The sequence below is a fragment of the Ruegeria sp. AM1 genome (assembly GCF_056540745.1).
On the sequence record NZ_JBQFXH010000001.1, the window covers coordinates 876,555 to 898,217 of the forward strand.

At 55.9% G+C, this 21,663-nt stretch carries 23 protein-coding genes and 1 tRNA gene; 15 read left to right on the forward strand and 9 right to left on the reverse strand.

Features of this window, described 5'->3' with window-relative positions; genetic code table 11:
• Positions 1 to 130: 130 nt before the first annotated feature.
• From iscR to ACR0I7_RS04390, 10 genes are all read left to right on the forward strand, one after another.
• A complete protein-coding gene (gene iscR, locus ACR0I7_RS04345) occupies positions 131 to 589 on the forward strand; it encodes a Fe-S cluster assembly transcriptional regulator IscR (protein ID WP_480508779.1) in 459 nt (152 codons plus the stop codon).
• 57 nt (positions 590 to 646) lie between these two features.
• On the forward strand, positions 647 to 1,690 hold the full coding sequence (locus tag ACR0I7_RS04350) for a cysteine desulfurase family protein (RefSeq protein WP_480508781.1): 1,044 nt from the start codon (positions 647 to 649) through the stop codon (positions 1,688 to 1,690).
• An 18-nt stretch (positions 1,691 to 1,708) separates the two neighbouring features.
• On the forward strand, positions 1,709 to 3,229 hold the full coding sequence (gene sufB / locus ACR0I7_RS04355; protein WP_480508783.1) for a Fe-S cluster assembly protein SufB: 1,521 nt from the start codon (positions 1,709 to 1,711) through the stop codon (positions 3,227 to 3,229).
• On the forward strand, positions 3,229 to 3,432 hold the full coding sequence (locus ACR0I7_RS04360; RefSeq protein ID WP_480508785.1) for a hypothetical protein: 204 nt from the start codon (positions 3,229 to 3,231) through the stop codon (positions 3,430 to 3,432). The genes sufB and ACR0I7_RS04360 overlap by 1 nt, the downstream gene beginning before the upstream one ends.
• A gap of 48 nt (positions 3,433 to 3,480) precedes the next feature.
• Entirely contained in the window at positions 3,481 to 4,236 is a 756-nt protein-coding gene (gene sufC / locus ACR0I7_RS04365) for a Fe-S cluster assembly ATPase SufC (protein ID WP_480508787.1), read from the forward strand.
• Positions 4,236 to 5,516 carry a Fe-S cluster assembly protein SufD gene (gene sufD / locus ACR0I7_RS04370; RefSeq protein WP_480508789.1) on the forward strand — a complete coding sequence of 427 codons (1,281 nt, stop codon included), beginning with the start codon at positions 4,236 to 4,238 and terminating at the stop codon, positions 5,514 to 5,516. Before sufC ends, sufD begins: the two co-directional genes overlap by 1 nt.
• Entirely contained in the window at positions 5,516 to 6,001 is a 486-nt protein-coding gene (locus ACR0I7_RS04375) for a YIP1 family protein (RefSeq protein ID WP_480508791.1), read from the forward strand. The genes sufD and ACR0I7_RS04375 overlap by 1 nt, the downstream gene beginning before the upstream one ends.
• Entirely contained in the window at positions 5,998 to 6,582 is a 585-nt protein-coding gene (locus ACR0I7_RS04380) for a YIP1 family protein (RefSeq protein WP_480508793.1), read from the forward strand. Before ACR0I7_RS04375 ends, ACR0I7_RS04380 begins: the two co-directional genes overlap by 4 nt.
• Positions 6,575 to 7,795 (forward strand): cysteine desulfurase, encoded by a 1,221-nt coding sequence (locus ACR0I7_RS04385; protein ID WP_480508794.1) that lies wholly within the window; start codon positions 6,575 to 6,577, stop codon positions 7,793 to 7,795. Before ACR0I7_RS04380 ends, ACR0I7_RS04385 begins: the two co-directional genes overlap by 8 nt.
• Before the next feature lie 75 nt (positions 7,796 to 7,870).
• Positions 7,871 to 7,947, forward strand: a tRNA-Arg gene (locus tag ACR0I7_RS04390).
• A 126-nt stretch (positions 7,948 to 8,073) separates the two neighbouring features.
• Here the strand turns inward: ACR0I7_RS04390 and mepK are convergent.
• Positions 8,074 to 8,643, reverse strand: a complete 570-nt coding sequence (gene mepK / locus ACR0I7_RS04395) for a peptidoglycan L,D-endopeptidase MepK (protein ID WP_480508796.1) — start codon at positions 8,641 to 8,643, stop codon at positions 8,074 to 8,076.
• Between the two features lie 354 nt (positions 8,644 to 8,997).
• On the opposite strand from mepK, the gene ACR0I7_RS04400 reads away from it, so the two are divergent.
• From ACR0I7_RS04400 to ACR0I7_RS04415, 4 genes are read left to right on the forward strand one after another with little or no spacing between them, the layout of a single operon-like run.
• The gene (locus ACR0I7_RS04400) at positions 8,998 to 10,608 is read left to right on the forward strand and encodes a L,D-transpeptidase family protein (RefSeq protein ID WP_480508798.1); all 1,611 of its coding nucleotides are present in this window, start codon (positions 8,998 to 9,000) and stop codon (positions 10,606 to 10,608) included.
• A 35-nt stretch (positions 10,609 to 10,643) separates the two neighbouring features.
• Positions 10,644 to 11,735 (forward strand): UDP-3-O-(3-hydroxymyristoyl)glucosamine N-acyltransferase, encoded by a 1,092-nt coding sequence (gene lpxD / locus ACR0I7_RS04405; protein WP_480508800.1) that lies wholly within the window; start codon positions 10,644 to 10,646, stop codon positions 11,733 to 11,735.
• A 32-nt stretch (positions 11,736 to 11,767) separates the two neighbouring features.
• A complete protein-coding gene (locus tag ACR0I7_RS04410) occupies positions 11,768 to 12,025 on the forward strand; it encodes an acyl carrier protein (RefSeq protein WP_480508802.1) in 258 nt (85 codons plus the stop codon).
• Positions 12,026 to 12,034: 9 nt separating this feature from the next.
• Positions 12,035 to 13,243 carry a beta-ketoacyl-[acyl-carrier-protein] synthase family protein gene (locus ACR0I7_RS04415; RefSeq protein ID WP_480508804.1) on the forward strand — a complete coding sequence of 403 codons (1,209 nt, stop codon included), beginning with the start codon at positions 12,035 to 12,037 and terminating at the stop codon, positions 13,241 to 13,243.
• A gap of 45 nt (positions 13,244 to 13,288) precedes the next feature.
• Here ACR0I7_RS04415 and ACR0I7_RS04420 read toward each other — a convergent pair whose 3' ends face one another.
• A complete protein-coding gene (locus tag ACR0I7_RS04420) occupies positions 13,289 to 13,897 on the reverse strand; it encodes an invasion associated locus B family protein (RefSeq protein WP_480508806.1) in 609 nt (202 codons plus the stop codon).
• Between the two features lie 426 nt (positions 13,898 to 14,323).
• Between ACR0I7_RS04420 and ACR0I7_RS04425 the strand changes: the two genes are divergently transcribed.
• Positions 14,324 to 15,871 (forward strand): helicase HerA-like domain-containing protein, encoded by a 1,548-nt coding sequence (locus ACR0I7_RS04425; protein ID WP_480508807.1) that lies wholly within the window; start codon positions 14,324 to 14,326, stop codon positions 15,869 to 15,871.
• Between the two features lie 46 nt (positions 15,872 to 15,917).
• Here ACR0I7_RS04425 and ACR0I7_RS04430 read toward each other — a convergent pair whose 3' ends face one another.
• From ACR0I7_RS04430 to ACR0I7_RS04460, 7 genes are all read right to left on the reverse strand, one after another.
• Positions 15,918 to 16,172 carry a hypothetical protein gene (locus ACR0I7_RS04430; RefSeq protein ID WP_480508809.1) on the reverse strand — a complete coding sequence of 85 codons (255 nt, stop codon included), beginning with the start codon at positions 16,170 to 16,172 and terminating at the stop codon, positions 15,918 to 15,920.
• Between the two features lie 190 nt (positions 16,173 to 16,362).
• On the reverse strand, positions 16,363 to 17,676 hold the full coding sequence (locus ACR0I7_RS04435) for a branched-chain amino acid ABC transporter permease (protein WP_480508811.1): 1,314 nt from the start codon (positions 17,674 to 17,676) through the stop codon (positions 16,363 to 16,365).
• Positions 17,673 to 18,683 carry a branched-chain amino acid ABC transporter permease gene (locus tag ACR0I7_RS04440; protein WP_480508813.1) on the reverse strand — a complete coding sequence of 337 codons (1,011 nt, stop codon included), beginning with the start codon at positions 18,681 to 18,683 and terminating at the stop codon, positions 17,673 to 17,675. The genes ACR0I7_RS04435 and ACR0I7_RS04440 overlap by 4 nt, the downstream gene beginning before the upstream one ends.
• A gap of 114 nt (positions 18,684 to 18,797) precedes the next feature.
• Positions 18,798 to 19,151, reverse strand: coding sequence for a hypothetical protein (locus ACR0I7_RS04445; RefSeq protein ID WP_480508815.1), 354 nt, complete (start codon positions 19,149 to 19,151; stop codon positions 18,798 to 18,800).
• A 207-nt stretch (positions 19,152 to 19,358) separates the two neighbouring features.
• Entirely contained in the window at positions 19,359 to 19,688 is a 330-nt protein-coding gene (locus tag ACR0I7_RS04450) for a hypothetical protein (protein WP_480508817.1), read from the reverse strand.
• A gap of 316 nt (positions 19,689 to 20,004) precedes the next feature.
• The gene (locus tag ACR0I7_RS04455; RefSeq protein WP_480508819.1) at positions 20,005 to 20,835 is read right to left on the reverse strand and encodes an ABC transporter ATP-binding protein; all 831 of its coding nucleotides are present in this window, start codon (positions 20,833 to 20,835) and stop codon (positions 20,005 to 20,007) included.
• 8 nt (positions 20,836 to 20,843) lie between these two features.
• A complete protein-coding gene (locus ACR0I7_RS04460) occupies positions 20,844 to 21,632 on the reverse strand; it encodes an ABC transporter ATP-binding protein (RefSeq protein WP_480508821.1) in 789 nt (262 codons plus the stop codon).
• Positions 21,633 to 21,663 lie beyond the last annotated feature (31 nt).

Here is a 21,663-nt window from a genome sequence, read left to right on the forward strand (position 1 = left end):
GATATCAGTCAGGCACCTTAGAACGGTTCTAATTACATCTATGTCGCGCAAATACGCTGTCCGTCGGAGATACGCACTGGCTGCGGCGGCGTCAATCTTTTCGCGCGACACTTACCATAAGGGAAGGGACATGAAGCTTTCGACCAAAGGCCGCTATGCGATGGTTGCCCTTGCGGATATTGCTCTGCAACCCGCGGATCAGCTGGTGACGCTTGGCGAGATTTCCGAGCGTCAGGATATCTCGCTTCCCTATCTTGAGCAGTTGTTCGTCAAGCTGCGCCGCGCCGATCTGGTTGCGTCGGTTCGCGGGCCGGGCGGTGGCTATCGCTTGGCAAGGGGGGCGTCGGATATTCGGGTGGTCGAGATTCTTGCTGCCGTCGATGAAACCGTTGACGCAATGCATAAAGGGGCAGGTGCGTCGGGCGGGTCATCCGGTAGCCGTGCACAATCTCTTACCAACCGCTTGTGGGAAGGCCTGAGCGCTCATGTCTATGTGTTCCTGCACCAGACCCGTCTGTCGGATGTAATCAAGAACGATTTGGCACCGTGCCCCGCCGTTCCAAACCTGTTTGCGGTCGTCGATGATTGAGAAAAGCTGCTAAGCCGGGTATCAGCACCCCGCCTTCCTCACGGAAAAGATGTATCTATGAAACGCATTTATCTGGATCATAACGCGACCACGGCGCTCAGGCCCGAGGCCCGATCCGCGATGATTGCGGCCATGGATGTGTTTGGGAACCCGTCTTCGGTACATGCTGAAGGGCGCGCCGCTAAAGCAGTTGTTGAAAAGGCCCGTGCACAAATCGCCTCGGCCCTTGGGGCGGATAGCGCGGATATCGTCTTTACTTCAGGGTCGACCGAAGGGGCTGCACTGACGATGGCCGGTCGGAACCTGCATGGCGCTCCGATTGAACATGACGCTGTAAGGGCTTGGTCTGTCGATGATTTACCTGTTTCCGGGCAGGGTATTGTGTCGATTTCATATCCCGAACAAGCGACGTTGCAGCTGGCAAACTCTGAGACCGGGATTGTTCAAAAGCTGCCCCAGAACCTTGCGGTGACAGATGCAACGCAAGCGTTTGGCAAAATGCCTGTGGCTTTCAACTGGCTTGGGGCCCAAATGGCTCTTGTATCCGCGCACAAACTTGGGGGTCCCAAAGGGATCGGAGCTGTTGTGATGAAACGCGGCACCGATTTGCCCGCCCAGATCAAGGGCGGTGGTCAAGAGATGGGGCGCCGCTCAGGCACCGAAAATGTTATTGGAATCGCAGGCTTCGGGGCCGCAGCTGAAGCCGCTGCCCGTGATCTGGCGGATGGTGTTTGGGAAAAAGTCGCCAAACTTAGAAATATTCTAGAAATGGCTCTTGAGAACGGTTCTAATTCCACTATTTTTGTCGGGAAAGGTCAGGATCGCCTCCCGAACACGTTGTGTTTTGCCACGCCCGGGTGGAAGGGTGAAACGCAGGTGATGCAGATGGATTTGGCGGGTTTTGCGATCAGCGCAGGCTCTGCCTGTTCCAGCGGCAAGGTCCGCGCCAGCGCGGTTTTGACGGCAATGGGATACGACGAGGCAACAGCAGCCAGCGCGATACGCGTTTCGCTGGGGCCTCAGACCGAAGAAGAAGATGTGCTGCGTTTCGCCGAGACGTGGCTTGAAAAAGAAAAGAAGCATCGCGCGCGTGCTGCGTGATCTGACGGAGGGTGTCATATGGCCGCTTTGGACCAGACCCAGGTAAAAGAGGGTGTCGATCAGGAAACCGTGGATGCGGTGCGCGAGGTCGGAACCTACAAGTACGGCTGGGAAACAGAGATCGAGATGGAGTATGCGCCCAAAGGCGTGAACCCTGACATCGTGCGTCTGATCTCGGAAAAGAATAATGAGCCGGAATGGATGACCGAATGGCGTTTGGCGGCGTTTGAACGCTGGACCCAGATCGAAGAGCCCGACTGGGCCATGGTCAACTATCCGGAAATCGATTTTCAGGACCAGTATTACTATGCCCGTCCGAAATCGATGGAAGAAAAACCCAAGTCTCTGGATGAGGTCGACCCCAAGCTGCTGGCGACTTATGAAAAGCTGGGTATCCCACTGAAAGAACAGATGATTCTGGCCGGCGTTGAAGGCGCCGAGGATATGCCTGCCGAGGGCCGCAAGGTCGCGGTGGATGCGGTGTTCGACTCGGTTTCGGTCGGCACGACCTTTCAGGCCGAACTGAAAAAGGCAGGGGTGATCTTCTGCTCGATTTCCGAGGCGATCAGAGAGCATCCCGAACTGGTGAAAAAGTATCTGGGATCGGTTGTGCCGGTGTCTGACAACTTCTACGCCACGCTGAACTCGGCCGTATTCTCGGACGGATCTTTCGTCTATGTCCCGCCGGGCGTGCGCTGCCCGATGGAACTGAGCACCTATTTCCGCATCAATGCAGAGAATACCGGACAGTTCGAACGTACATTGATCATCGCCGACAAAGGCTCGTACGTGTCTTATTTGGAAGGTTGCACCGCACCGCAGCGCGACACTGCACAGCTGCATGCCGCGGTCGTTGAGATCATCATCGAAGAAGATGCCGAAGTGAAATACTCGACCGTACAGAACTGGTTCCCCGGGGATGAGAACGGCAAGGGCGGTATCTATAACTTTGTGACAAAGCGCGCCGACTGTCGCGGCGACCGGTCCAAGGTGATGTGGACGCAGGTTGAAACCGGCTCAGCCGTGACCTGGAAATATCCGTCCTGCATCCTGCGTGGCGATGACAGCCAGGGCGAGTTCTACTCGATTGCGATCACCAACAACTATCAGCAGGCCGATACCGGCACAAAGATGGTGCATTTGGGCAAAAACACCAAGTCGCGCATCGTATCCAAAGGGATCAGTGCTGGTAAGGCGCAAAACACCTACCGTGGACTGGTGTCTATGCACCCCAAGGCCAAGGACAGCCGCAACTATACGCAATGTGACAGCCTGTTGATCGGCGACAAATGCGGGGCGCACACCGTTCCGTATATCGAGGTCAGGAACAACTCGTCTCGCGTGGAACACGAGGCGACGACATCCAAGGTGGATGACGATCAGCTGTTCTATTGCCGCCAGCGCGGCATGGACGAGGAAGAGGCCGTGGCGTTGGTGGTGAACGGGTTCTGCAAGGACGTGCTGCAAGCACTGCCGATGGAATTCGCGATGGAAGCGCAGCAGTTGGTGGCAATCAGCCTTGAGGGTTCTGTCGGCTGATGGAAAACAAGCCACGCCCTCGCATCCAACGGGATGATGTGCTGACCGTGCTTGGCTATGCTTTGCCGGTATTGGGCGGCTTGTTGGGCGTGGCTTACGTCAACATAAATCACATGACCTTTATCAACCCGGTTTGGGCGATCGGTGGTGGGGCGGTCCTGGGTTGGATCGCATCCCGCATCCTTCGGAAACTGCTGGGATAAGAACAGACCGGGGCCGGGTTGCTCCGCGCGTATGCAAAGGACGAAAAAATGCTGGAAATCAACAATCTGCACGTACAACTTGAGGAAGAAGATAAGCAAATCCTCAAAGGCGTCGATCTGAAAGTCGAAGCAGGCAAAGTACATGCCATCATGGGGCCGAATGGCTCGGGCAAGTCGACGCTAAGCTATGTGCTGTCCGGCAAGGACGGTTACGAAGTGACCGAGGGCTCGGCCACCTTGGGAGGCGAAGATCTGCTGGAGATGGAGCCCGAAGAGCGCGCCGCAGCAGGGGTCTTTCTGGCGTTCCAATACCCGGTCGAAATCCCCGGCGTCGGCAATATGACCTTCCTGCGGACCGCCGTGAACGCGCAACGCAAGGCCCGTGGCGAGGATGAGCTGTCTGCCGCTGACTTCCTGAAAGAAGTGCGCGCTAAGGCTAAGGCGCTTAAAATCGATGCAGATATGCTCAAGCGTCCGGTCAATGTCGGCTTTTCGGGTGGTGAGAAAAAGCGCAACGAAATCCTGCAGATGGCTATGCTTGAACCCAAGATGTGCATCTTGGATGAGACGGACTCGGGTCTGGACGTTGATGCCATGAAACTGGTGGCAGAAGGCGTGAACGCGCTGCGCGACGAGGGGCGGGGCTTTCTGGTCATCACCCACTACCAACGCCTGCTGGACCACATCAAACCCGATGTTGTGCATATTATGGCCGACGGTCGCATCGTGAAAACGGGCGGTCCTGATCTGGCTCTGGAAGTTGAAAACAACGGCTATGCCGACATCCTTGCCGAGGTGAACTGATGGCCTTGCCCGAAGTGAAGCAGACCGCAACCGAAGCTCGGCTGGCTGCGCTGTCGCTGCCCGAGGCTGGCTGCACCAAAGACGCGCGTGAGGCCGCTCTGGCCCGCGTGCGCGAAATGGGGCTGCCCGGTCGGCGCGACGAGTATTGGAAATACACGCGTCCGGACACACTCGTTTCGCCTGAGGCACCTGTTGCGGCTTTGTTCCAATCTGACGAAGCGGCGATGTTCGACACGTTCGACCGTCTGAAAATCGTGTTTGTCGATGGTGTTTTTAGCGCAGAGGAATCAGATGATCTGTCGCTTGAGGGTGTCACGATCGACCGGCTGGAAGATATCTGCTGCAAGGATATCCACTGGGCCAAAAAGCTCTATGGTGTTCTTGAGGCGCGTGGCCAATCCCCGGTTCAGCGACCGCTGGCTGCACTGAATACGGCGTTTGCTGCGGATGGCGTTGCCATTCACGTCACCGGGAAGCCCTCCAAGCCGATCAGCCTAATCTATCGCCATGCAGCTGAAACATCGGATGCCATCCTGCACCATGTGATCCGCGTAGAAAGCGGGGCAGAGGTGACGATTCTGGAAAACGGGCCGGCAGCGTCTCGTTTCAACAAATGCATGGAGATCGACATCGCGGATGGCGGCACCCTGCATCACATCCGCGCGCAGGGCCGCGACCATGAACGCCGTGCTGCAACGCATATGTTCACGCGGCTCGGAGCGGAATCGGTTTACAAGTCGTTCACTCTGACTGTGAATGGTGTTCTGACCCGGAACGAGCAGATCGTTGAACTGACCGGTGATGACGCTGTCGCGCATGTGGCTGGCGCCTGCGTTGGAGATGGCGATTTTCATCACGATGACACCGTCTTTATCACCCACGATGCGGTGAACTGTGAAAGCCGACAGGTTTTCAAAAAGGTGCTACGCAATGGGGCAACCGGTGTGTTCCAGGGCAAAATCCTTGTGAAGGAAGGGGCACAGAAAACCGACGGTTATCAGATCAGCCAGTCTTTGCTGCTGGACGATGACAGCCAGTTTCTGGCCAAGCCCGAGCTTGAAATCTATGCCGATGATGTGGCCTGCTCGCACGGGTCGACCTCGGGGGCGATTGATGAAACAGCTCTGTTTTATCTGCGTTCGCGCGGCGTGCCTGCCAAAGACGCGACCAACATGCTGACACTGGCGTTTCTGGCCGAAGCGGTGGAGGAGATCGAAGATCAGGCCCTCGCCGAAGACATCGTCTCACGGTTGGAGGGCTGGTTGGCCCGGCGCAGCTGATGCCTGTCACAACGGATATCGTGGCCACTTACCGGGGGCCGGGCAGGGTGGTTCGCCGCCTGTTGAACATGGGCCCCCGGGAAGACCGCGCGCTGGCATTTGTTATGGCCTTTTGCGTGATTGGCTTCATCGCGCAAATGCCCAGCCTGGCGCGGCGCGCCCATATCGAAGGGCTGGAGCTTAACATGCTGTTGGGGGGCGCCCTGCTGGGATCCGTGTTTATTCTGCCCCTCATGTTCTACTTGCTGGCCTGGCTTTCGTATCTTGCCTCGCGGCTGTTTGGTGGCCAAGGCTCGCCCTATGGCGCACGACTGGCCTTGTTCTGGGCGCTGCTGGCCTCGGCTCCGCTGGTCCTGCTGAATGGCCTGATTGCGGGTTTCATCGGGCCGGGACCTGCGCAAAGCTTTGCGGGCCTTTTGTGGGTCGCGATTTTTCTGTGGTTCTGGTTCTCAGGGTTCAGACAAGCACGGGGATCCGGTGCATGAACGTTGCTGATCTGGCTGCCCTGACGGTCAAAAACCCGGCCGAAGCTGCGCGCAGGCTGATGGTATTGAACCTCAGCCGAGAGGTTCTGTGGCTGGCGTTGGCTCTGGCGGTTGTCCTGAACACGCTGCTGCAGGTGGTTTCAAACCTGTTGTACCCGGCAGAGGACCCTCAGTTGCAGGAACTGGCCAGCTCCATAGTGCTTTATGTGGTGGTTGTTGGCGGCGGCCTGATCCTGAGTATCGCTGCCTTCTATCAGATCGGCCAGAGGATGGGGGGCACCGGCTCATTCAGCGACATCATGACCCTTATGGTGTGGCTGCAGTTCTTGCGGGCCGCTGTTCAGGCGATCAGCCTCATCATATTGCTGACAGTTCCCGGATTGCTGGATATTCTGGCCATCGGCGCGTTCCTTCTGGGGCTTTACATCACCGTTCACTTCATCGATCAGGCGCATAGCTTCGGTTCGCCGCTCAAGGCGTTTGGCGTGCTTATCTTCTCGGCGATTGCGATTGCCGTTCTTATCACTCTTCTGCTCTCACTCGTCGGAGGGCCAATGCTGGGAATACCCGCCCATGTATGACGTACAGAAAATCCGAGCCGATTTCCCGATCCTGTCTCGCGAAATCAATGGCAAGCCTTTGACATACCTCGACAACGGGGCGTCCGCGCAAAAGCCGCAGGTCGTGATTGATGCGGTGACCAATGCTTATGCGCATGAATACTCGAATGTGCATAGGGGCCTTCATTACCTGTCCAATCTGGCGACCGAAAAATACGAATCCGTGCGCGGAACCGTGGCGCGTTTTCTGGGCGTGGCCGATGAGGATGAGATCGTTCTGAATTCAGGCACGACCGAAGGGATCAATCTGGTCGCCTATGGCTGGGCGATGCCCCGGATGCAAGCTGGCGACGAAATCGTTCTGAGCGTCATGGAGCATCACGCAAACATAGTCCCCTGGCATTTTCTGCGCGAACGTCAGGGTGTGGTGTTGAAATGGGTAGATGTCGATGTCGATGGCGATCTGGATCCACAGGCCGTGATTGACGCCATTGGCCCCAAAACCAAGCTGGTCGCGGTCACGCACTGCTCTAACGTCTTGGGAACGGTAGTCGACGTCAAGGCGATTACCCAAGGCGCCCATGATCGGGGTGTACCGGTGCTGGTCGATGGCAGTCAGGGGGCGGTGCATATGCCGGTCAACGTGCCGGATATCGGGTGTGATTTCTATGCCATTACGGGGCACAAGCTCTATGGCCCGTCTGGTTCCGGGGCGATCTTTATCAAAAAAGACCGCATGGATCAGATGCGCCCCTTCATCGGCGGCGGCGATATGATCAAAGAGGTTTCCAAGGATCAGGTGACCTATAACGATCCCCCCATGAAATTCGAAGCCGGAACGCCGGGGATCGTGCAAACCATCGGTATGGGTGTCGCGCTGGACTATATGATGGCGCTGGGGATGGAGAACATAGCGGCGCACGAGGGCGCGCTACGCGACTATGCAATGCAGCGCCTGAATGGGCTGAACTGGTTGCAGGTTCAAGGCACAACCGCGAACAAGGCCGCGATCTTCAGCTTTACGCTGGACGGGGCGGGCCATGCGCATGACGTCTCGACCATTCTGGACAAAAAAGGCGTGGCCGTGCGGGCAGGGCACCATTGTGCGGGCCCCCTGATGGATCATCTGGGCGTCACCGCAACCTGTCGCGCCAGCTTAGGCCTGTATAACACCACGGATGAGATCGACACGCTGATCGACGCGCTCGAGCTTGCGCATGATCTGTTTGCCTAGCGAGGCGAAAGACGTGTCAGATCCTGCAGATTTTCAGTTGCACCCGGGTTCGAACGGGGTTAGCTAACGGCCAAGGCACCTGTAGCTCAGCTGGATAGAGCGCTGCCCTCCGAAGGCAGAGGCCAGAGGTTCGAATCCTCTCAGGTGCGCCATTATCTTCCCGTGCCCCTATCGTTTCTGATATCCCAGCGTTGTGCTACAAACATTTGATATGACAAAAGAAACCCCGAGGCGGTACGGCGCCTCGGGGTTTCTCGGTGAAAGTGGTCGTAACAGTATCAGCCGCGCCAGGTTCGGATGACACCGCAATCCATATGGACAAAGTTCGAGCGATAGTATTGGCCGACACCACCTGCACGGCAGGACATTGCGGCTTTGGCCATCTGAGAGACCGACCGCGATGACAGGCGCAGGTCAGCCGCCTGGCCTTTCATATGCAACGAATTCCGGGCCACACCACGCGAGCGAGAACGCAACATGGCATTTGTTTGGGGGGAACGATAGCCGGACAAGAGCATGTAGGGTTCACTGACATCCAACAGGTTGTGTGAGGCTGCCATTATGTCAATCGTGCGCAAATCCATAGACTTGGCTTGATCGGTGCGCCAATCGCGCATGAAGTTGTTCACTTCTTTTACGGCATCCTTGATATACTTACCATCGACCCAATATATCATATCGATGCGCTCGCCTGTGCGACCTGAATACATACGAATTCGGCGAATATCTCCGCCACCGCGAAGGAATCCGGCTGCTTTGGAGAAAGTTGGTGCTGCTGCTACTGTCGTCGCTGCAAATGCGCCCAATAGGGCACGACGGGTTAACCCCGGTCCACTGCTCTCGGCCATTTTTTGTCTCGTCCCGTACTGTTCCTGCCTGCACACGATGTTACGCGCGCTATCTTAATTTTTTCCCATCCCAGATGCGGGATTTATGACACAGAGAGAATCATCCGCCAAGGAGTCTTTCGGCCTCATATTTTCAAGGGGGAAATTTCGGCAGTTTTTTGCGCATGTGATGCAGAATTGGTCCAATTTGTCTCAAATTGAAGCCCTACGCCCGGTTCGATGCAAACGCGCATCACGGAACGAAAGATGAGTGAAGCTGATCAATTTGTGAATGGACAAAGAGGGACCGCAGAAATCAATATCCATCAGCAAGATACACAGTTGCAGTTTTTTTTGAAAATTCAAGGCCATCCCATGCAATCAGTTTTTCGGAAGAGTACCAATGTTTTACTAGCCGCTTGTTTTGCGGTTTCAGCATCCCTTGCAAATGCCGAAACTGACAAACGGTCTGGAACTGCATTCCAGATGTCTATCGCTGAGTACATTCCGACTGGATCGGGTGTGGCCGAGTTTTATCGCTTAAACGGGTTCTCTCCGATTTGGGTGGGAGATGCGCCAGAGCATCTGGCCCGGCGCGCCGCCCTGATCAACGCGTTGTCTCAGGTTGAGCGGCATGGCTTACCTACGGCAAACTATGATGTCCAAACCCTGGTCGACAAGATGCGGCAGGCCCGCACCATTCGGGACCTGGGGCAGGTAGAAGCCGAGCTCAGCAACATTTTCCTGGTATATGCCAATGATGTTCAGTCAGGCGTTCTGAAGCCATCGCGCGTTGCGCCAGGAATTGTGCGCGAGGTCGAAAAACGTTCGGCGACTGATCATCTGACTGCGTTGCTGGCCTCGGACAACGGCGCGTATATCGATGAACTGGCACCGCAAACACCTCAATACCGCGCGCTGATGAAACAGAAGATAGCACTTGAAGCCCTGATCGCAAATGGCGGCTGGGGACCGACTGTGCCCGTTGCCAAGCTTGAATTGGGGGATGCCGGCCCCAATGTCATCAAACTGCGGAATCGGTTGGTTGCTTTGGGCTATCTTAAGCCGACTGCCAACGCGCGTTTTGATGGTGCGCTGCTGTCCGCAGTGCAGGCGTTTCAACAGGATCACGGGTTGGAGGCCGACGGGGTTGCCGGTCAAGGAACCATCACAGAGCTAAATCGCCCGGCTTCGGACCGTTTGAAGGCCGTCCTTGTTGCGCTTGAACGCGAACGCTGGCTGCCTGGCGAGCGCGGCACCCGGCACGTACTAGTCAATCAGGCTGATTTCTCGGCCAAGATCGTAGATGACGGTCGGGTCACATTCGAAACCCGTGCCGTGATCGGAAAAAACACCCATGATCGCCGCAGTCCGGAGTTTTCGGACGTGATGGAGCATATGGTGATCAATCCAAGCTGGTATGTCCCACGCTCAATCATCACCAAGGAATATCTGCCTCAGCTGCAGTCAAATCCAAACGCAGTCGGTCATATCGAAATCACCGATCGTCGGGGGCGCCGCGTGAACCGTGGAGCTGTTGATTTCACACAGTTCACGGCACGGAACTTCCCATTTGCGATGCGACAGCCGCCCAGCACCCGGAATGCGCTAGGGCTGGTCAAATTCATGTTCCCGAACAAGTACAATATCTATCTGCATGATACGCCGCAAAAGAGCCTGTTCTCACGCGAGGTCCGCGCCTTTTCACATGGCTGCATCCGTCTGGCACAACCCTTTGAATTTGCGTATGCTTTGCTGGCCCGTCAGGAAGAGGACCCCAAGGCATTCTTCAACCGTGTCTTGAAAAGCGGCAAAGAGACAAAGGTCGATCTGGAACAGCCGGTGCCCGTGCATCTCATCTATCGCACGGCTTATATTGGGCCCAAAGGCGACGTACAGTATCGCCGCGATGTCTATGACCGGGATCGCAAAATCTGGGAAGCGTTGCAAAAAGCAGGGGTGGTCCTGCCCGACGTTCAGGGGTAATCACGGGGCAAGTCCTGAGACAAGGGAAGCCCGCCATGCAATTCACCATACAACAAATTGCCGAAGCGCTTGGCGTTTCGGCAGCTGGCAATACCGGATTGACGATTCTGCGCGCCGCTGAACCCGGCGAGGCTGGGGCGACCGATCTGGCCATGGCGATGTCCCCCAAATATGCCGAAGCGCTGTCCGCTGGTGCGGCGCGGGCTGCGGTTCTTTGGGAAGGTGCAGATTGGCAGGCATTAGGCCTTGAGGCCGCTCTTTTTGTGCCACGTCCAAGAATGGCGATGGCAGGTATCACCGCGATGCTGGATCGGGGGCAGGGGGTCGAAGCGGGCATTCACCCGTCCGCAGTGATCGACCCGACCGCCGAACTTAGCGAAGGTGTCTCGGTCGGGCCGCTGAGTGTCATTGGAGCGCGGGCGCAGATCGGGCCAAATTCCGTGATTGGAGCCCATTGTGTCGTGGGTATGGACGCGAAACTGGGGGCAGATGCTTTGCTGCGCGAAATGGTCAGCATCGGCGCGCGGGCGCAGATCGGCGATCGTTTCATCGCACAACCTGGCGCCCGCATCGGTGGTGACGGGTTCAGCTTTGTCACGCCAGAAGTCTCAGGCGCCGAAAATGCGCGCAAAACCATGGGCGATCAGGGTGAAGCCAAAGCACAGAGCTGGCTGCGTATCCATTCGCTGGGTGCCGTTGAGATCGGTGACGATGTCGAGGTCGGATCCAACTGCACAGTGGATAACGGGACCGTCCGTAACACGGTCATCGGCCATGGCTCCAAGCTGGATAACCTCGTCCATGTTGGCCACAACACCCGCATTGGGCAGGATTGCCTTCTGTGCGGGCAGACCGGCGTGTCCGGGTCGGTGGAGATTGGCAACAATGTTGTGCTCGGCGGGCAAACTGGTGTGGTCGACAACATCTTTATCGGTGATGGTGTGATTTCCGGTGGAGGTACCAAGATCCTGTCAAACGTTCCGGCGGGGCGAGTTATTATGGGCTATCCCGGCATCAAGATGGAGAGCCATACAGATATCTACAAAGCGCAGCGCCGCTTGCCGCGCATGGCCCGTGACGTCGAGGCGTTGAAAAAGGCTGTTTTCAAACAGCCTCCGAGTGATTAAATCATCCCCAAAGCGATTAGTAGAGGATCGACATGAGCATCAGCGACCGCGTCATCGCGATCATTGCAGAGCAGGCCGTGCTTGAGCCATCTGATGTAACGCCCGAAAGCACGCTTGAAGACTTGGGTATCGACAGTCTGGGTCTGGTCGAGAGCATCTTTGCTATCGAAGAAGAGTTCGACATCACTGTACCGTTCAACGCCAATGAACCCACATCCGGCGATTTCGATATCTCGAACGTGGCCGCCATCATTGCCGGGATCGAAAAACTGATCTCGCAAAAGGTCTGACCGACAGCCATGAAACGCGTTGTCATTACGGGTGCCGGCACCATCAACTCGTTGGGCCATTCTGTTCCTGATACGATGGAAGCCATGCGCGAAGGCCGGTGTGGTATCTCGGCGCTGGAATTCCGCGACGTCGAAAGACTGGCGATCAAGATTGGCGGACAGGTCCGTGGTTTCGAGGCTGAGGGACGTTTCAATCGTCAGCAGATGACACTGTATGATCGGTTCACGCAGTTCACGCTGACGGCTGCCAAAGAAGCCATCGAACAGTCCGGTATCGAATTCCATGGCGATCTTGCTGCGCGCTCGGGTGTTGTTCTAGGCACCGCAGGTGGTGGTGTGTCGACATGGGATGACAACTACCGCTCGGTCTATGAAGACGGCAAAAACCGTGTGCATCCTTTTGTTGTTCCAAAACTGATGAACAACGCCGCTGCCAGCCATGTTTCCATGGAACACAACCTCAAAGGGCCAAGCTTCACGGTCTCTACCGCCTGCGCCTCATCCAACCATGCCATGGCGCTTGCCTTCCAGATGGTTCGCAGCGGCGCGGCACCAACCATGATCACCGGCGGCTCAGAGTCGATGCTGTGTTTCGGCGGCGTCAAAGCCTGGGAAGGGCTGCGTGTGATGTCCAAGGATGCCTGCCGCCCATTCAGTGCCAACCGGAACGGGATGGTGCAGGGTGAGGGTGCGGGCGTATTTGTCTTTGAAGAATATGAACATGCCCGCGCACGCGGCGCTGAGATACTTTGCGAAGTTGTAGGCTTTGCCATGTCATCGGATGCCGCCGATATTGTTATGCCCAGCAAACAGGGCGCGTCTCGTGCAATGTCCGGCGCTTTGGCGGATGCCAGACTGAATGCAAGCGATGTCGGCTACATCAACGCACATGGAACCGGGACAGCCGCCAATGACAAAACCGAATGCGCGGCTGTTGCGGATGTCTTTGGCCCGCATGCGGACGATCTGATGATCTCGTCAACCAAATCGATGCACGGTCATTTAATTGGCGGGACAGGCGCCGTCGAACTGCTGGCGTGCATTATGGCGTTGAAGGACGGCGTCATCGCCCCAACCATCGGCTATGAAGAGCCCGATCCCGAATGTGCGCTGGATGTTGTTCCCAACGAAGCGCGCGAAGCCAAGGTTGATGTCGCGCTAAGCAACGCCTTTGCCTTTGGTGGCTTGAACGCAGTGCTGGCTCTCAAGCGTATTTAGCAAAAGAGCCACCAAAGTGTTGGTGGCTCTCAGGCAGTTTTTTGATCAGTTGACGTTAACGCTGAGCCCATCGAAACCTGACGTGAACCCGCTCAGGGACATGTCCATATTCAGCACCTGATCCGGAACCCGAGCCGGAACCAAAGACAAGACAGCCTTAGAGCCAGCCTTCATTGCATCGATGTCACCCTGCGTCAGACCAAGCTGGGCAACGCACCCGACCGGGAGGCAGTGGTGGTAGTTATAGAGTTTGCGTGGAGCGCCATCTATCGACAGCGCCAGCTGCGCCTGCAAAAGCGTCTCGAGGGGAACTATGACGTTTGCCCATGCAACAGCCGCACCACCTGCCGGCAGTTTCCCGACGGTAATTTCAGCGATTGGTTCACCTTGCTGACCATTGAGGATTTGCACCATGGCACAGGGATCCTCACCGTTTTCGACCTTGAGACATGACACGTCCCAATCTCCCGACTTTTCCTTCGTGTATTGCTCACCGACCCGGGGGCCAGATTCACCCAGATCGAGATCCGTCCCGGCCTGAGCCTCTGTTGTGCCAGTCTCTGCCTGTGCGTCCTGATTGGCCTCTTGGGCGTGAGCGGCACCAAAGCAAAGCGCAGCGGCCACCAAATTGAGTGGAAGTAGTTTCTTGATCATGAATGCCTCATTGTGCTGATCCAGCCTTTTTTCTTCGTGTAACATCCCAAACTCGCAGTGTCAGGATCAAACCTTTTGTTGCCACACGAATTGATCGAATTTGTGCCGAATTCTGCCGTAAACCCGATCACGAAAAAGGGAGCCAGCAAAGCGGCTCCCCTTAAAAAGTATCTCCCCGTCGGACTAGCCGACTTATTTATGCGCAGACGTTACGAAAGGGGAGGCGCTTGGTCAACTGCTATCCTGAAATTTAATGGAACGGTTTTGATCATATCAATATAACAGGAAAAAAGCCGTGCCCAAAGGCACGGCCAGTCGACAGGGAGGAAGTTACTGCCTCCGCAAAGGCAGCGAATTTGACTATCGCAGTCAAAGGTTAAGTTTGTATGCTTGCCTAAGGTCGATGAATTTCAGGACAGAATACCAATGAGCAACAACATTTTTGTCGGAGGCGCCGGTCCAGACTATGGCATAGCGCAAGGACTGACTTTGAAATATGCAAATCGCCACGGTCTGATTGCCGGGGCGACCGGAACAGGTAAGACCGTCACTTTGCAAATCCTGGCCGAAGGATTTTCGCAAGCCGGCGTCCCGGTATTTCTTTCTGATGTGAAGGGAGATTTGTCTGGTCTGGCGCTCTCTGGCAGCCCGGACCACAAACTTCACGCGACGTTTATGGAACGGGCCGCTCGGATTGGGTTCTCGGATTTCTCATACTCAGCCTGCCCGGTGACGTTCTGGGATCTTTTTAGCGCGCAGGGTCATCCCGTGCGCACCACCGTCACTGAAATGGGCCCGTTGCTGTTCTCACGTCTGCTGGAGCTAAGCGAGGCACAGGAGGGTATTCTGAACATAGCGTTCCGGGTGGCTGACGAAGAAGGTATGCCGCTGCTCGACCTGAAAGACCTTCAGGCACTTCTGGTGTGGATCGGCGAGAACCGAGCGCAGCTGTCCCTGAGATATGGCAATGTGTCGACGGCTTCCATCGGTGCCATACAGCGGCGATTACTGGTTCTCGAAAACCAGGGCGGCACCAAGCTGTTTGGTGAACCGGCGCTGGCATTGGCCGACCTGATGCGAACCGACGAAAACGGGCGGGGCATGGTCAACATTCTGGCTGCAGACAAGCTGATGGGGTCACCACGCCTGTATGCAACTTTCCTTCTTTGGCTGCTCAGCGAGCTTTTTGAAGAACTGCCCGAAGTGGGTGACCCCGAGAAGCCCAAGCTTGTCTTCTTTTTCGACGAAGCGCATTTGCTGTTTGAGGATGCACCAAAGGTGCTGGTCGATAAGGTCGAGCAGGTCGCGCGCCTCATTCGTTCCAAAGGGGTTGGGGTATATTTCATAACCCAAAACCCGGCAGACATTCCCGAGGACATCCTGGGCCAGTTGGGTAATCGTGTTCAGCACGCGCTCAGGGCCTTTACAGCGAAAGACCGTAAGAATCTGAGGTTGGCTGCTGAGACCTATCGCGAAAATCCTGAATTTGACACCGAAACGGCCATACGCGAGGTTGGCGTGGGCGAGGCGGTGACTTCGATGCTGGAAAAAAAGGGCATTCCGGGGATGGTCGAGCGAACATTGATCCGCCCGCCCGGATCCCAGCTTGGTCCGATAACACCGGCAGAGCGGAAAGCAATCATGTCCGCCTCGGCGATGGCCGGAAAGTATGATCAGCCGATGGATCGGAAGTCTGCGTTTGAGATATTGCAGGCGCGGGCGGATCAGGCCGCGCAAGCCGCCGAAGCGGCTGAGTCCGAAGAGGTCATGGCACAACAAAGCCCGATGGAGCGCGAATATGCCTCGGCGCGCCGATACACGGGCAAAAGAGTGAGCAGGTCCACTGCAACGCGTGCGCGCAAGCAGGATACGTTTGCAACCGCAATGACCCAGGCGGTTGTTAAAGAGCTCAAGGGAACTACCGGCCGCCGTATCGTGCGCGGTATTTTGGGCGGGTTGTTCAAAAACAGGTAGTTACCGCAACACAAGCCCTGCCATTTCTGGCAGGGCCAAGCCGGGATCAGCCTTTCAGGCGGCGCTGACCTTCCTGTTTACAATATGCATCCGCTTCTGGAACGGTCATCTTCGTCGCCGGGAAATCGACGGCGCGGTCCCAAGATGTGCGGTCCAGTCGATACAGCTGGCAGGTCACCACACCTTTGGGTGTTTGAACCTTGATAGGTGTCGACTCCAGTTGTTCCGGAGTGGGAATGCAACCGGCCAAGATCGCCAGAACTGGCAACCAGGCCGCTGATTTAACAAGAGAAACTTTCATGATTTGCCTGTGTTCTTTTTTTGGATCAGATCGACGTCGTGTACCGCCGTGTGGGTGCAAAGGGATTTAGTTTGGCAAACTGGCACAAACTGCTTTACCGACGATGAATCCGTGTATTCATTTTTTGGCTTTGAATCAAGAAACCGCGCCGAAATCTCGGCGCGGTCTCCATATTCGGGGGAAATCCGAGCTATTTCTCTGGAATCAGACCTCTTGGGCTGAATCTGAGAACAATCAGCAAAATGAGCCCCATGGTGAAAAGTCGCATGTGGGCGGCACTGTCCAGCAAATGGGCCTTGAGCGCACTTCCTTCGGGCATGCCAGAGGTAATCAGATCCATGACCCAAAGACCGATCGGTTCAACCTGAACCCAGAGGAACCAGATCAAGAAAGCCCCAAGGACCGAGCCAAAATTATTCCCTGACCCGCCGACAATCACCATAACCCAGACCAGAAAGGTAAATCTCAGGGGTTGATAGGCGCTTGGGGTCAGCTGACCATCCAGCGTCGTCATCATGGCCCCTGCAATCCCGCAGATTGCCGAGCCCAGGACGAAGATTTGCAAATGGCGGCGGGTCACGTCCTTGCCCATCGCCTCAGCCGCGACTTCATTGTCCCGAATGGCGCGCATCATACGGCCCCATGGGCTTTTCAACGCCATCTGCGCCATCCAAAGCAAGACCAATAGTACGATCAAGAACAGCAGCGAATATCCAAGTTTCACAGACAGGGTCGAGGCTGTCACTGGATCAAGTCCCAACCACGCCGCGCGTTCGATGAAAGAAGGATCGTTTTGCAGTTCGATCTCATAGCCCACGACAGGGGCAGGGCGTGGAATGCCGTAGACATTCTTTACACCCCGGGCCAGCCAGTCCTCGTTCTTGAGTACAGCGATAATGATCTCGGCAATCCCAAGCGTTGCAATCGCAAGATAGTCCGAACGCAAACCCAGCGCAGTTTTTCCGATCAACCAAGCGGCACCCGCGGCCAGCAGACCACCTGCGGGCCAGGCGAGAAGAACCGGCAGATTCAAACCGCCAATGTTCCCCTCTACAGCCGGATTGATTGCCTCAACCGCCGCGACACTCGGGTCAAAAATCGCACGATAGGCAAAGAAACCCACAATCAGCACAGCGATGATAGACAGAGTTCGCAGGCGACCCTTTGGCATTTTCTGAGCAACCAATACCGCGGCGACAACAGTGGCAGCACCCAGCAGCAAGGCCAGAACGATACCATACCCTCCTGCTGACCACGCACCGGCAGTTGACGGCGTCGAAACCAGAACAACCCCAAGTCCCCCCAAGGCGACAAAGCCCATTACCCCAACATTAAATAGCCCGGCAAAACCCCATTGCAGGTTCACGCCAATCGCCATGATGGCTGAGATCAGCCCCATATTCAGGATCAGGATTGCGGTGTTCCAGCTTTGGGTAAAACCGCTCAGCAGGACAAGTGAGCCAACAACAACGAACAGGACGGCGTTTTTCGTCACCTCGCTCATATCGTTTTCCCCTTGAACAATCCCGTGGGCCGGAACAGCAACACGATCAGAAGGATGACAAAGCTGACCGCAAATTTGTAATCGGTCGACAAGAACTGAACCAAACCCGACGGCGCAAGGTTTTCTGGCGCGACATATGTCAGCACCTTTTTCCAGGCATAGGTGATGGTGACTTCGGAAAACGCGATGATGAACCCACCTGCGATCGCGCCCAGCGGACTGCCCAAGCCGCCGACGATGGCCGAGGCAAAAATAGGCAGCAAAAGCTGGAAATACACAAAGGGTTTAAAGCTCTTGTCCAATCCGTAGAGAACTCCTGCGGTGGTCGCCAGAGCTGCGACGATGATCCATGTGATCATTACGACACGCTCGGGGTTGATGCCGGACAGCAGCGCCAGATCCTCATTGTCGGAGTAGGCGCGCATGGATTTTCCGGTCCGGGTTTTGTTGAGGAACCAGAACAGCGCGGCCACGGCTGCGACTGCGACAACAACGGTGATGACCTGCGATGTGCGAATGGCGAGGCCCTCGCTCAGGCCAGTCCAAGCCTTGAAATCCCGCGCCTTGATCAGAAACCGCGCACCATCGGAAAAGCGTTGATCGTCAGGTCCGATGATGAAACGCACCAGACCATTCATGATGAACATGACACCCATGGACACAATCACCAAAATGACAGGCTTGGCCTTCTGTTCGCGATAGAAGCGGTACACCAGTCGGTCGGTGATCAGCACCAGAACGATACAGCCCAGTATCGCAAAGGGCAGGGCCAGCAAGGCCGTCGGCAAGGGACCAAATCCGATCCCTGCGGCCTGCAACCCCCAGGTCACAAGAACCGCAATCATCGCCCCAAAGGCCATCGTATCGCCATGGGCAAAGTTCGAAAACCGCAGGATTCCATAGATCAGCGTTACGCCCAATGCGCCCAAAGCCAGTTGGCTGCCATAAGCCACCGCTGGCACGACCACAAAGTTCGCAAGCGCCACAAGCGCGTTGAGTAAGTCCATGTATTCTTCTCACTGTCCGGGTGCGGCTTTATGGCATAACGGGGTCGAGGGACACAACATAATGTGCCCTCTTTTTCGTTGCTCCATCCGAAAAACCGGCGCTTGTGGGAATGTTCAGTTCACAGGTTCGCTGCAAGTGCCACGATCATGCGAGGTCAGATGACCCTTGAGCGTCATATCATAGCTCAGATCGGTGAAGTCGACGACAAATGTCACAACATCCCGGTCCATAATATGCAGAAAAGTCAGCGAGTTGACGCCTGACAAAATCTTGGCCTCACCCCGAATTTGATCGGTAACGATAAATCCGGCATCTGTGGCACCTGATCTGGCCAATGTCACGGCACCGCCCCCCTGGTCTGAGACACATGTGACAACGAAATCCGCTCCGTCAAGCGGGCCTCCTCCTGCTGCTTGGCCGAACGAAGGAAGGCTTAGGGCGAGCGTCAGGGCAATCAGGTTTTTCATCAGAGATCCTTGTGGGTTTGGCCCGCGCTAACGTAAAGCGCGGAACAGGGTATTAGAGAGATGCATCAGCCAGATATGCTGGCTGCCTTTTCACTCTAGACAAGGATTTCAAAGACAAAAGTGAGGGCAGGTTACCCTCACATCCAGTTGATTTCATGTGATAAAAGAGATCTGATCAACACTGTGTTTGCTGGGCAAACCTAGAGGTCACGCGTCAACTTCGGTGCAACTGCCGTGATCGTGCCCAGCATGTGGACCTTTGATCGAGAGATCATATGACATGTCATCCAGATGAACGACGAAGGTCATCACATCCGCATCTTCGATATGCATAAAGGTCATGTTACCCACACCCTTAAAAACTGTCGCCTCTCCTTTGATGTTCGTAGTTGAAATGCTTCCTTTATCACCTTCGGCCGATCGGTTGAGGCGTACTTCGCTGCCATCACGGTCAGAAATGCATACAAAGTGACGTTCTTCTGCGGTTGCGGCAGTGGCAACAAGCGTGGCAACGGCCACCAATATCAATTTTTTCATTTTAGGATCCTGAACAAAGTTTTTCATTCAGAAGGTTCGCTTGATTTCACGGAGCTAGGTTTGATGTTCCGGGAAACCGTTTCCTTCACAGCGACCGGCGCTAATAGCATAATGTGACCGGATTGCAGCCGAGCCATGGAATTGTTGCGACTGCCCAAGGTGCTCTCAGATCAGATCGGTCAAACAAGCGAGCAAAGCCAAAGAAATGACCTCCTGCCAATACCGCGCATTGAACGGCCCCCTAAACGATATTGGGGTCCGGTCAAATAGAGGTGGCGGTTATCGAAGCTAATCGACGTCGACTAAGGGGCTCAACTTATCCCCCAAGGAAACTCTTACGCACTTCGGGATCGGCCAACAGTTCTTTGCCCGTACCGGTATAGGCATTGCGCCCCTGCACCAATACATAGCCTTTGTCGGCAATCTCCAATGCTTGGCGGGCGTTTTGTTCGACCATCAGGATCGGCAGACCAGTGCGAGAGACTTCGATGATCCTGTCGAATAACTCGTCCATCACGATAGGGGACACACCTGCCGTTGGCTCATCCAGCATCAGCACTTTAGGTTGGGTCATCAATGCGCGGCCAACGGCAACCTGCTGGCGTTGACCGCCCGACAGTTCGCCGGCTGCTTGATTGCGTTTGTCACGCAAAATGGGAAAAAGGTCATAAACCTGATCCATTGTTTCCGAGATATCATCGCGACGGATGAACGCGCCCATTTCGAGATTCTCTTCCACGGTCATGGAGGTGAAGATGTTCGAGGTCTGCGGCACAAAGCCCATTCCTTTCATCACCCGATCCTGAGGTGACAGGTTGGTAATATCCTCGCCGTCCAGCCGTACGGCACCTGCGCGCACGTCGAGCATGCCAAACACAGCTTTCATTGCGGTGGATTTTCCGGCGCCGTTTGGCCCAACGATCACGGCGATTTCACCCTTGTCTACGGCGATGGTGCAATCGTGCAGGATGTCGGGTCCTTTGCCGTACCCACCGGTCATCGTGTCGCCGATCAGGAAGGGGCCACCGCCGACATAGTGGGTCTTGCCGCTGGTTTTATGCGCTGGTGTCATCGTGCCAACACCATGGGTGTTGGTGATCGAGGCGTCCTTGTTGCCCTTGTCATCGTGATAAGGGTTATCACTCATGCCAGCGGTCATGTCTGGGCCTCCAGCTTGTCTTTGTTCTTCAGGCCGGTGCCCAGATACGCCTCGATGACATGCTCATTGGCCTTGATCTCGTCCAGTGTGCCTTCGGCCAGAACCTTGCCCTCAGCCATGCAGATGACCGGATCGCAGATCTTGCCGATGAAATCCATGTCGTGTTCGATCACCACAAAGGTATAGCCGCGCTCTTTGTTCAAACGCAGGATCGTATCGGCAATGGTCATCAGCAGGGTGCGGTTTACGCCCGCGCCGACCTCGTCCAGGAACACGATCTTGGCGTCGACCATCATTGTGCGCCCCAACTCCAGCAGCTTTTTCTGCCCGCCCGAAACCTGACCGGCCTTGTGATCGGCCAGATGCTCGATGGTGAGGAACTCCAACACCTCGTCTGCTTTGGCCTTCAGCGCGCGTTCCTCATCGGCGATGCGTTTGCGGCCGAACCATGTGTTCCACAGTAACTCGCCTGATTGCGTGCCGGGCACCATCATCAGGTTCTCGCGGCAGCTCATCGATGAAAATTCATGTGCGATCTGGAACGTGCGCAGCAGGCCTTTGTGAAACAGCTCGTGCGGCGGAAGGCCGGTGATGTCCTCGCCATCCATGAGCACCTTGCCACTGGTCGGTGGCAGAACGCCCGCAATCACGTTGAACAGAGTGGTCTTTCCGGCCCCATTTGGCCCGATGAGACCGGTGATCGAACCTTTCTGGATTTCCAGCGATGCCCCATCCACCGCATGAAACCCGCCGAAATGCTTGTGCACGTCTTCGACGACGATCATCTTTTCCCCTAGCCGCCGTTTCGGCGTTCTT

What these genes read in the sequence shown, in the direction of transcription:
- iscR (WP_480508779.1), top strand. Translation starts at nt 131, where the DNA reads ATGAAGCTTTCGACCAAAGGCCGCTATGCGATGGTTGCCCTTGCGGAT.
- ACR0I7_RS04350 (WP_480508781.1), top strand. Translation starts at nt 647, where the DNA reads ATGAAACGCATTTATCTGGATCATAACGCGACCACGGCGCTCAGGCCC.
- sufB (WP_480508783.1), top strand. Translation starts at nt 1,709, where the DNA reads ATGGCCGCTTTGGACCAGACCCAGGTAAAAGAGGGTGTCGATCAGGAA.
- ACR0I7_RS04360 (WP_480508785.1), top strand. Translation starts at nt 3,229, where the DNA reads ATGGAAAACAAGCCACGCCCTCGCATCCAACGGGATGATGTGCTGACC.
- sufC (WP_480508787.1), top strand. Translation starts at nt 3,481, where the DNA reads ATGCTGGAAATCAACAATCTGCACGTACAACTTGAGGAAGAAGATAAG.
- sufD (WP_480508789.1), top strand. Translation starts at nt 4,236, where the DNA reads ATGGCCTTGCCCGAAGTGAAGCAGACCGCAACCGAAGCTCGGCTGGCT.
- ACR0I7_RS04375 (WP_480508791.1), top strand. Translation starts at nt 5,516, where the DNA reads ATGCCTGTCACAACGGATATCGTGGCCACTTACCGGGGGCCGGGCAGG.
- ACR0I7_RS04380 (WP_480508793.1), top strand. Translation starts at nt 5,998, where the DNA reads ATGAACGTTGCTGATCTGGCTGCCCTGACGGTCAAAAACCCGGCCGAA.
- ACR0I7_RS04385 (WP_480508794.1), top strand. Translation starts at nt 6,575, where the DNA reads ATGTATGACGTACAGAAAATCCGAGCCGATTTCCCGATCCTGTCTCGC.
- mepK (WP_480508796.1), bottom strand. Translation starts at nt 8,643, where the DNA reads ATGGCCGAGAGCAGTGGACCGGGGTTAACCCGTCGTGCCCTATTGGGC.
- ACR0I7_RS04400 (WP_480508798.1), top strand. Translation starts at nt 8,998, where the DNA reads ATGCAATCAGTTTTTCGGAAGAGTACCAATGTTTTACTAGCCGCTTGT.
- lpxD (WP_480508800.1), top strand. Translation starts at nt 10,644, where the DNA reads ATGCAATTCACCATACAACAAATTGCCGAAGCGCTTGGCGTTTCGGCA.
- ACR0I7_RS04410 (WP_480508802.1), top strand. Translation starts at nt 11,768, where the DNA reads ATGAGCATCAGCGACCGCGTCATCGCGATCATTGCAGAGCAGGCCGTG.
- ACR0I7_RS04415 (WP_480508804.1), top strand. Translation starts at nt 12,035, where the DNA reads ATGAAACGCGTTGTCATTACGGGTGCCGGCACCATCAACTCGTTGGGC.
- ACR0I7_RS04420 (WP_480508806.1), bottom strand. Translation starts at nt 13,897, where the DNA reads ATGATCAAGAAACTACTTCCACTCAATTTGGTGGCCGCTGCGCTTTGC.
- ACR0I7_RS04425 (WP_480508807.1), top strand. Translation starts at nt 14,324, where the DNA reads ATGAGCAACAACATTTTTGTCGGAGGCGCCGGTCCAGACTATGGCATA.
- ACR0I7_RS04430 (WP_480508809.1), bottom strand. Translation starts at nt 16,172, where the DNA reads ATGAAAGTTTCTCTTGTTAAATCAGCGGCCTGGTTGCCAGTTCTGGCG.
- ACR0I7_RS04435 (WP_480508811.1), bottom strand. Translation starts at nt 17,676, where the DNA reads ATGAGCGAGGTGACGAAAAACGCCGTCCTGTTCGTTGTTGTTGGCTCA.
- ACR0I7_RS04440 (WP_480508813.1), bottom strand. Translation starts at nt 18,683, where the DNA reads ATGGACTTACTCAACGCGCTTGTGGCGCTTGCGAACTTTGTGGTCGTG.
- ACR0I7_RS04445 (WP_480508815.1), bottom strand. Translation starts at nt 19,151, where the DNA reads ATGAAAAACCTGATTGCCCTGACGCTCGCCCTAAGCCTTCCTTCGTTC.
- ACR0I7_RS04450 (WP_480508817.1), bottom strand. Translation starts at nt 19,688, where the DNA reads ATGAAAAAATTGATATTGGTGGCCGTTGCCACGCTTGTTGCCACTGCC.
- ACR0I7_RS04455 (WP_480508819.1), bottom strand. Translation starts at nt 20,835, where the DNA reads ATGAGTGATAACCCTTATCACGATGACAAGGGCAACAAGGACGCCTCG.
- ACR0I7_RS04460 (WP_480508821.1), bottom strand. Translation starts at nt 21,632, where the DNA reads ATGATCGTCGTCGAAGACGTGCACAAGCATTTCGGCGGGTTTCATGCG.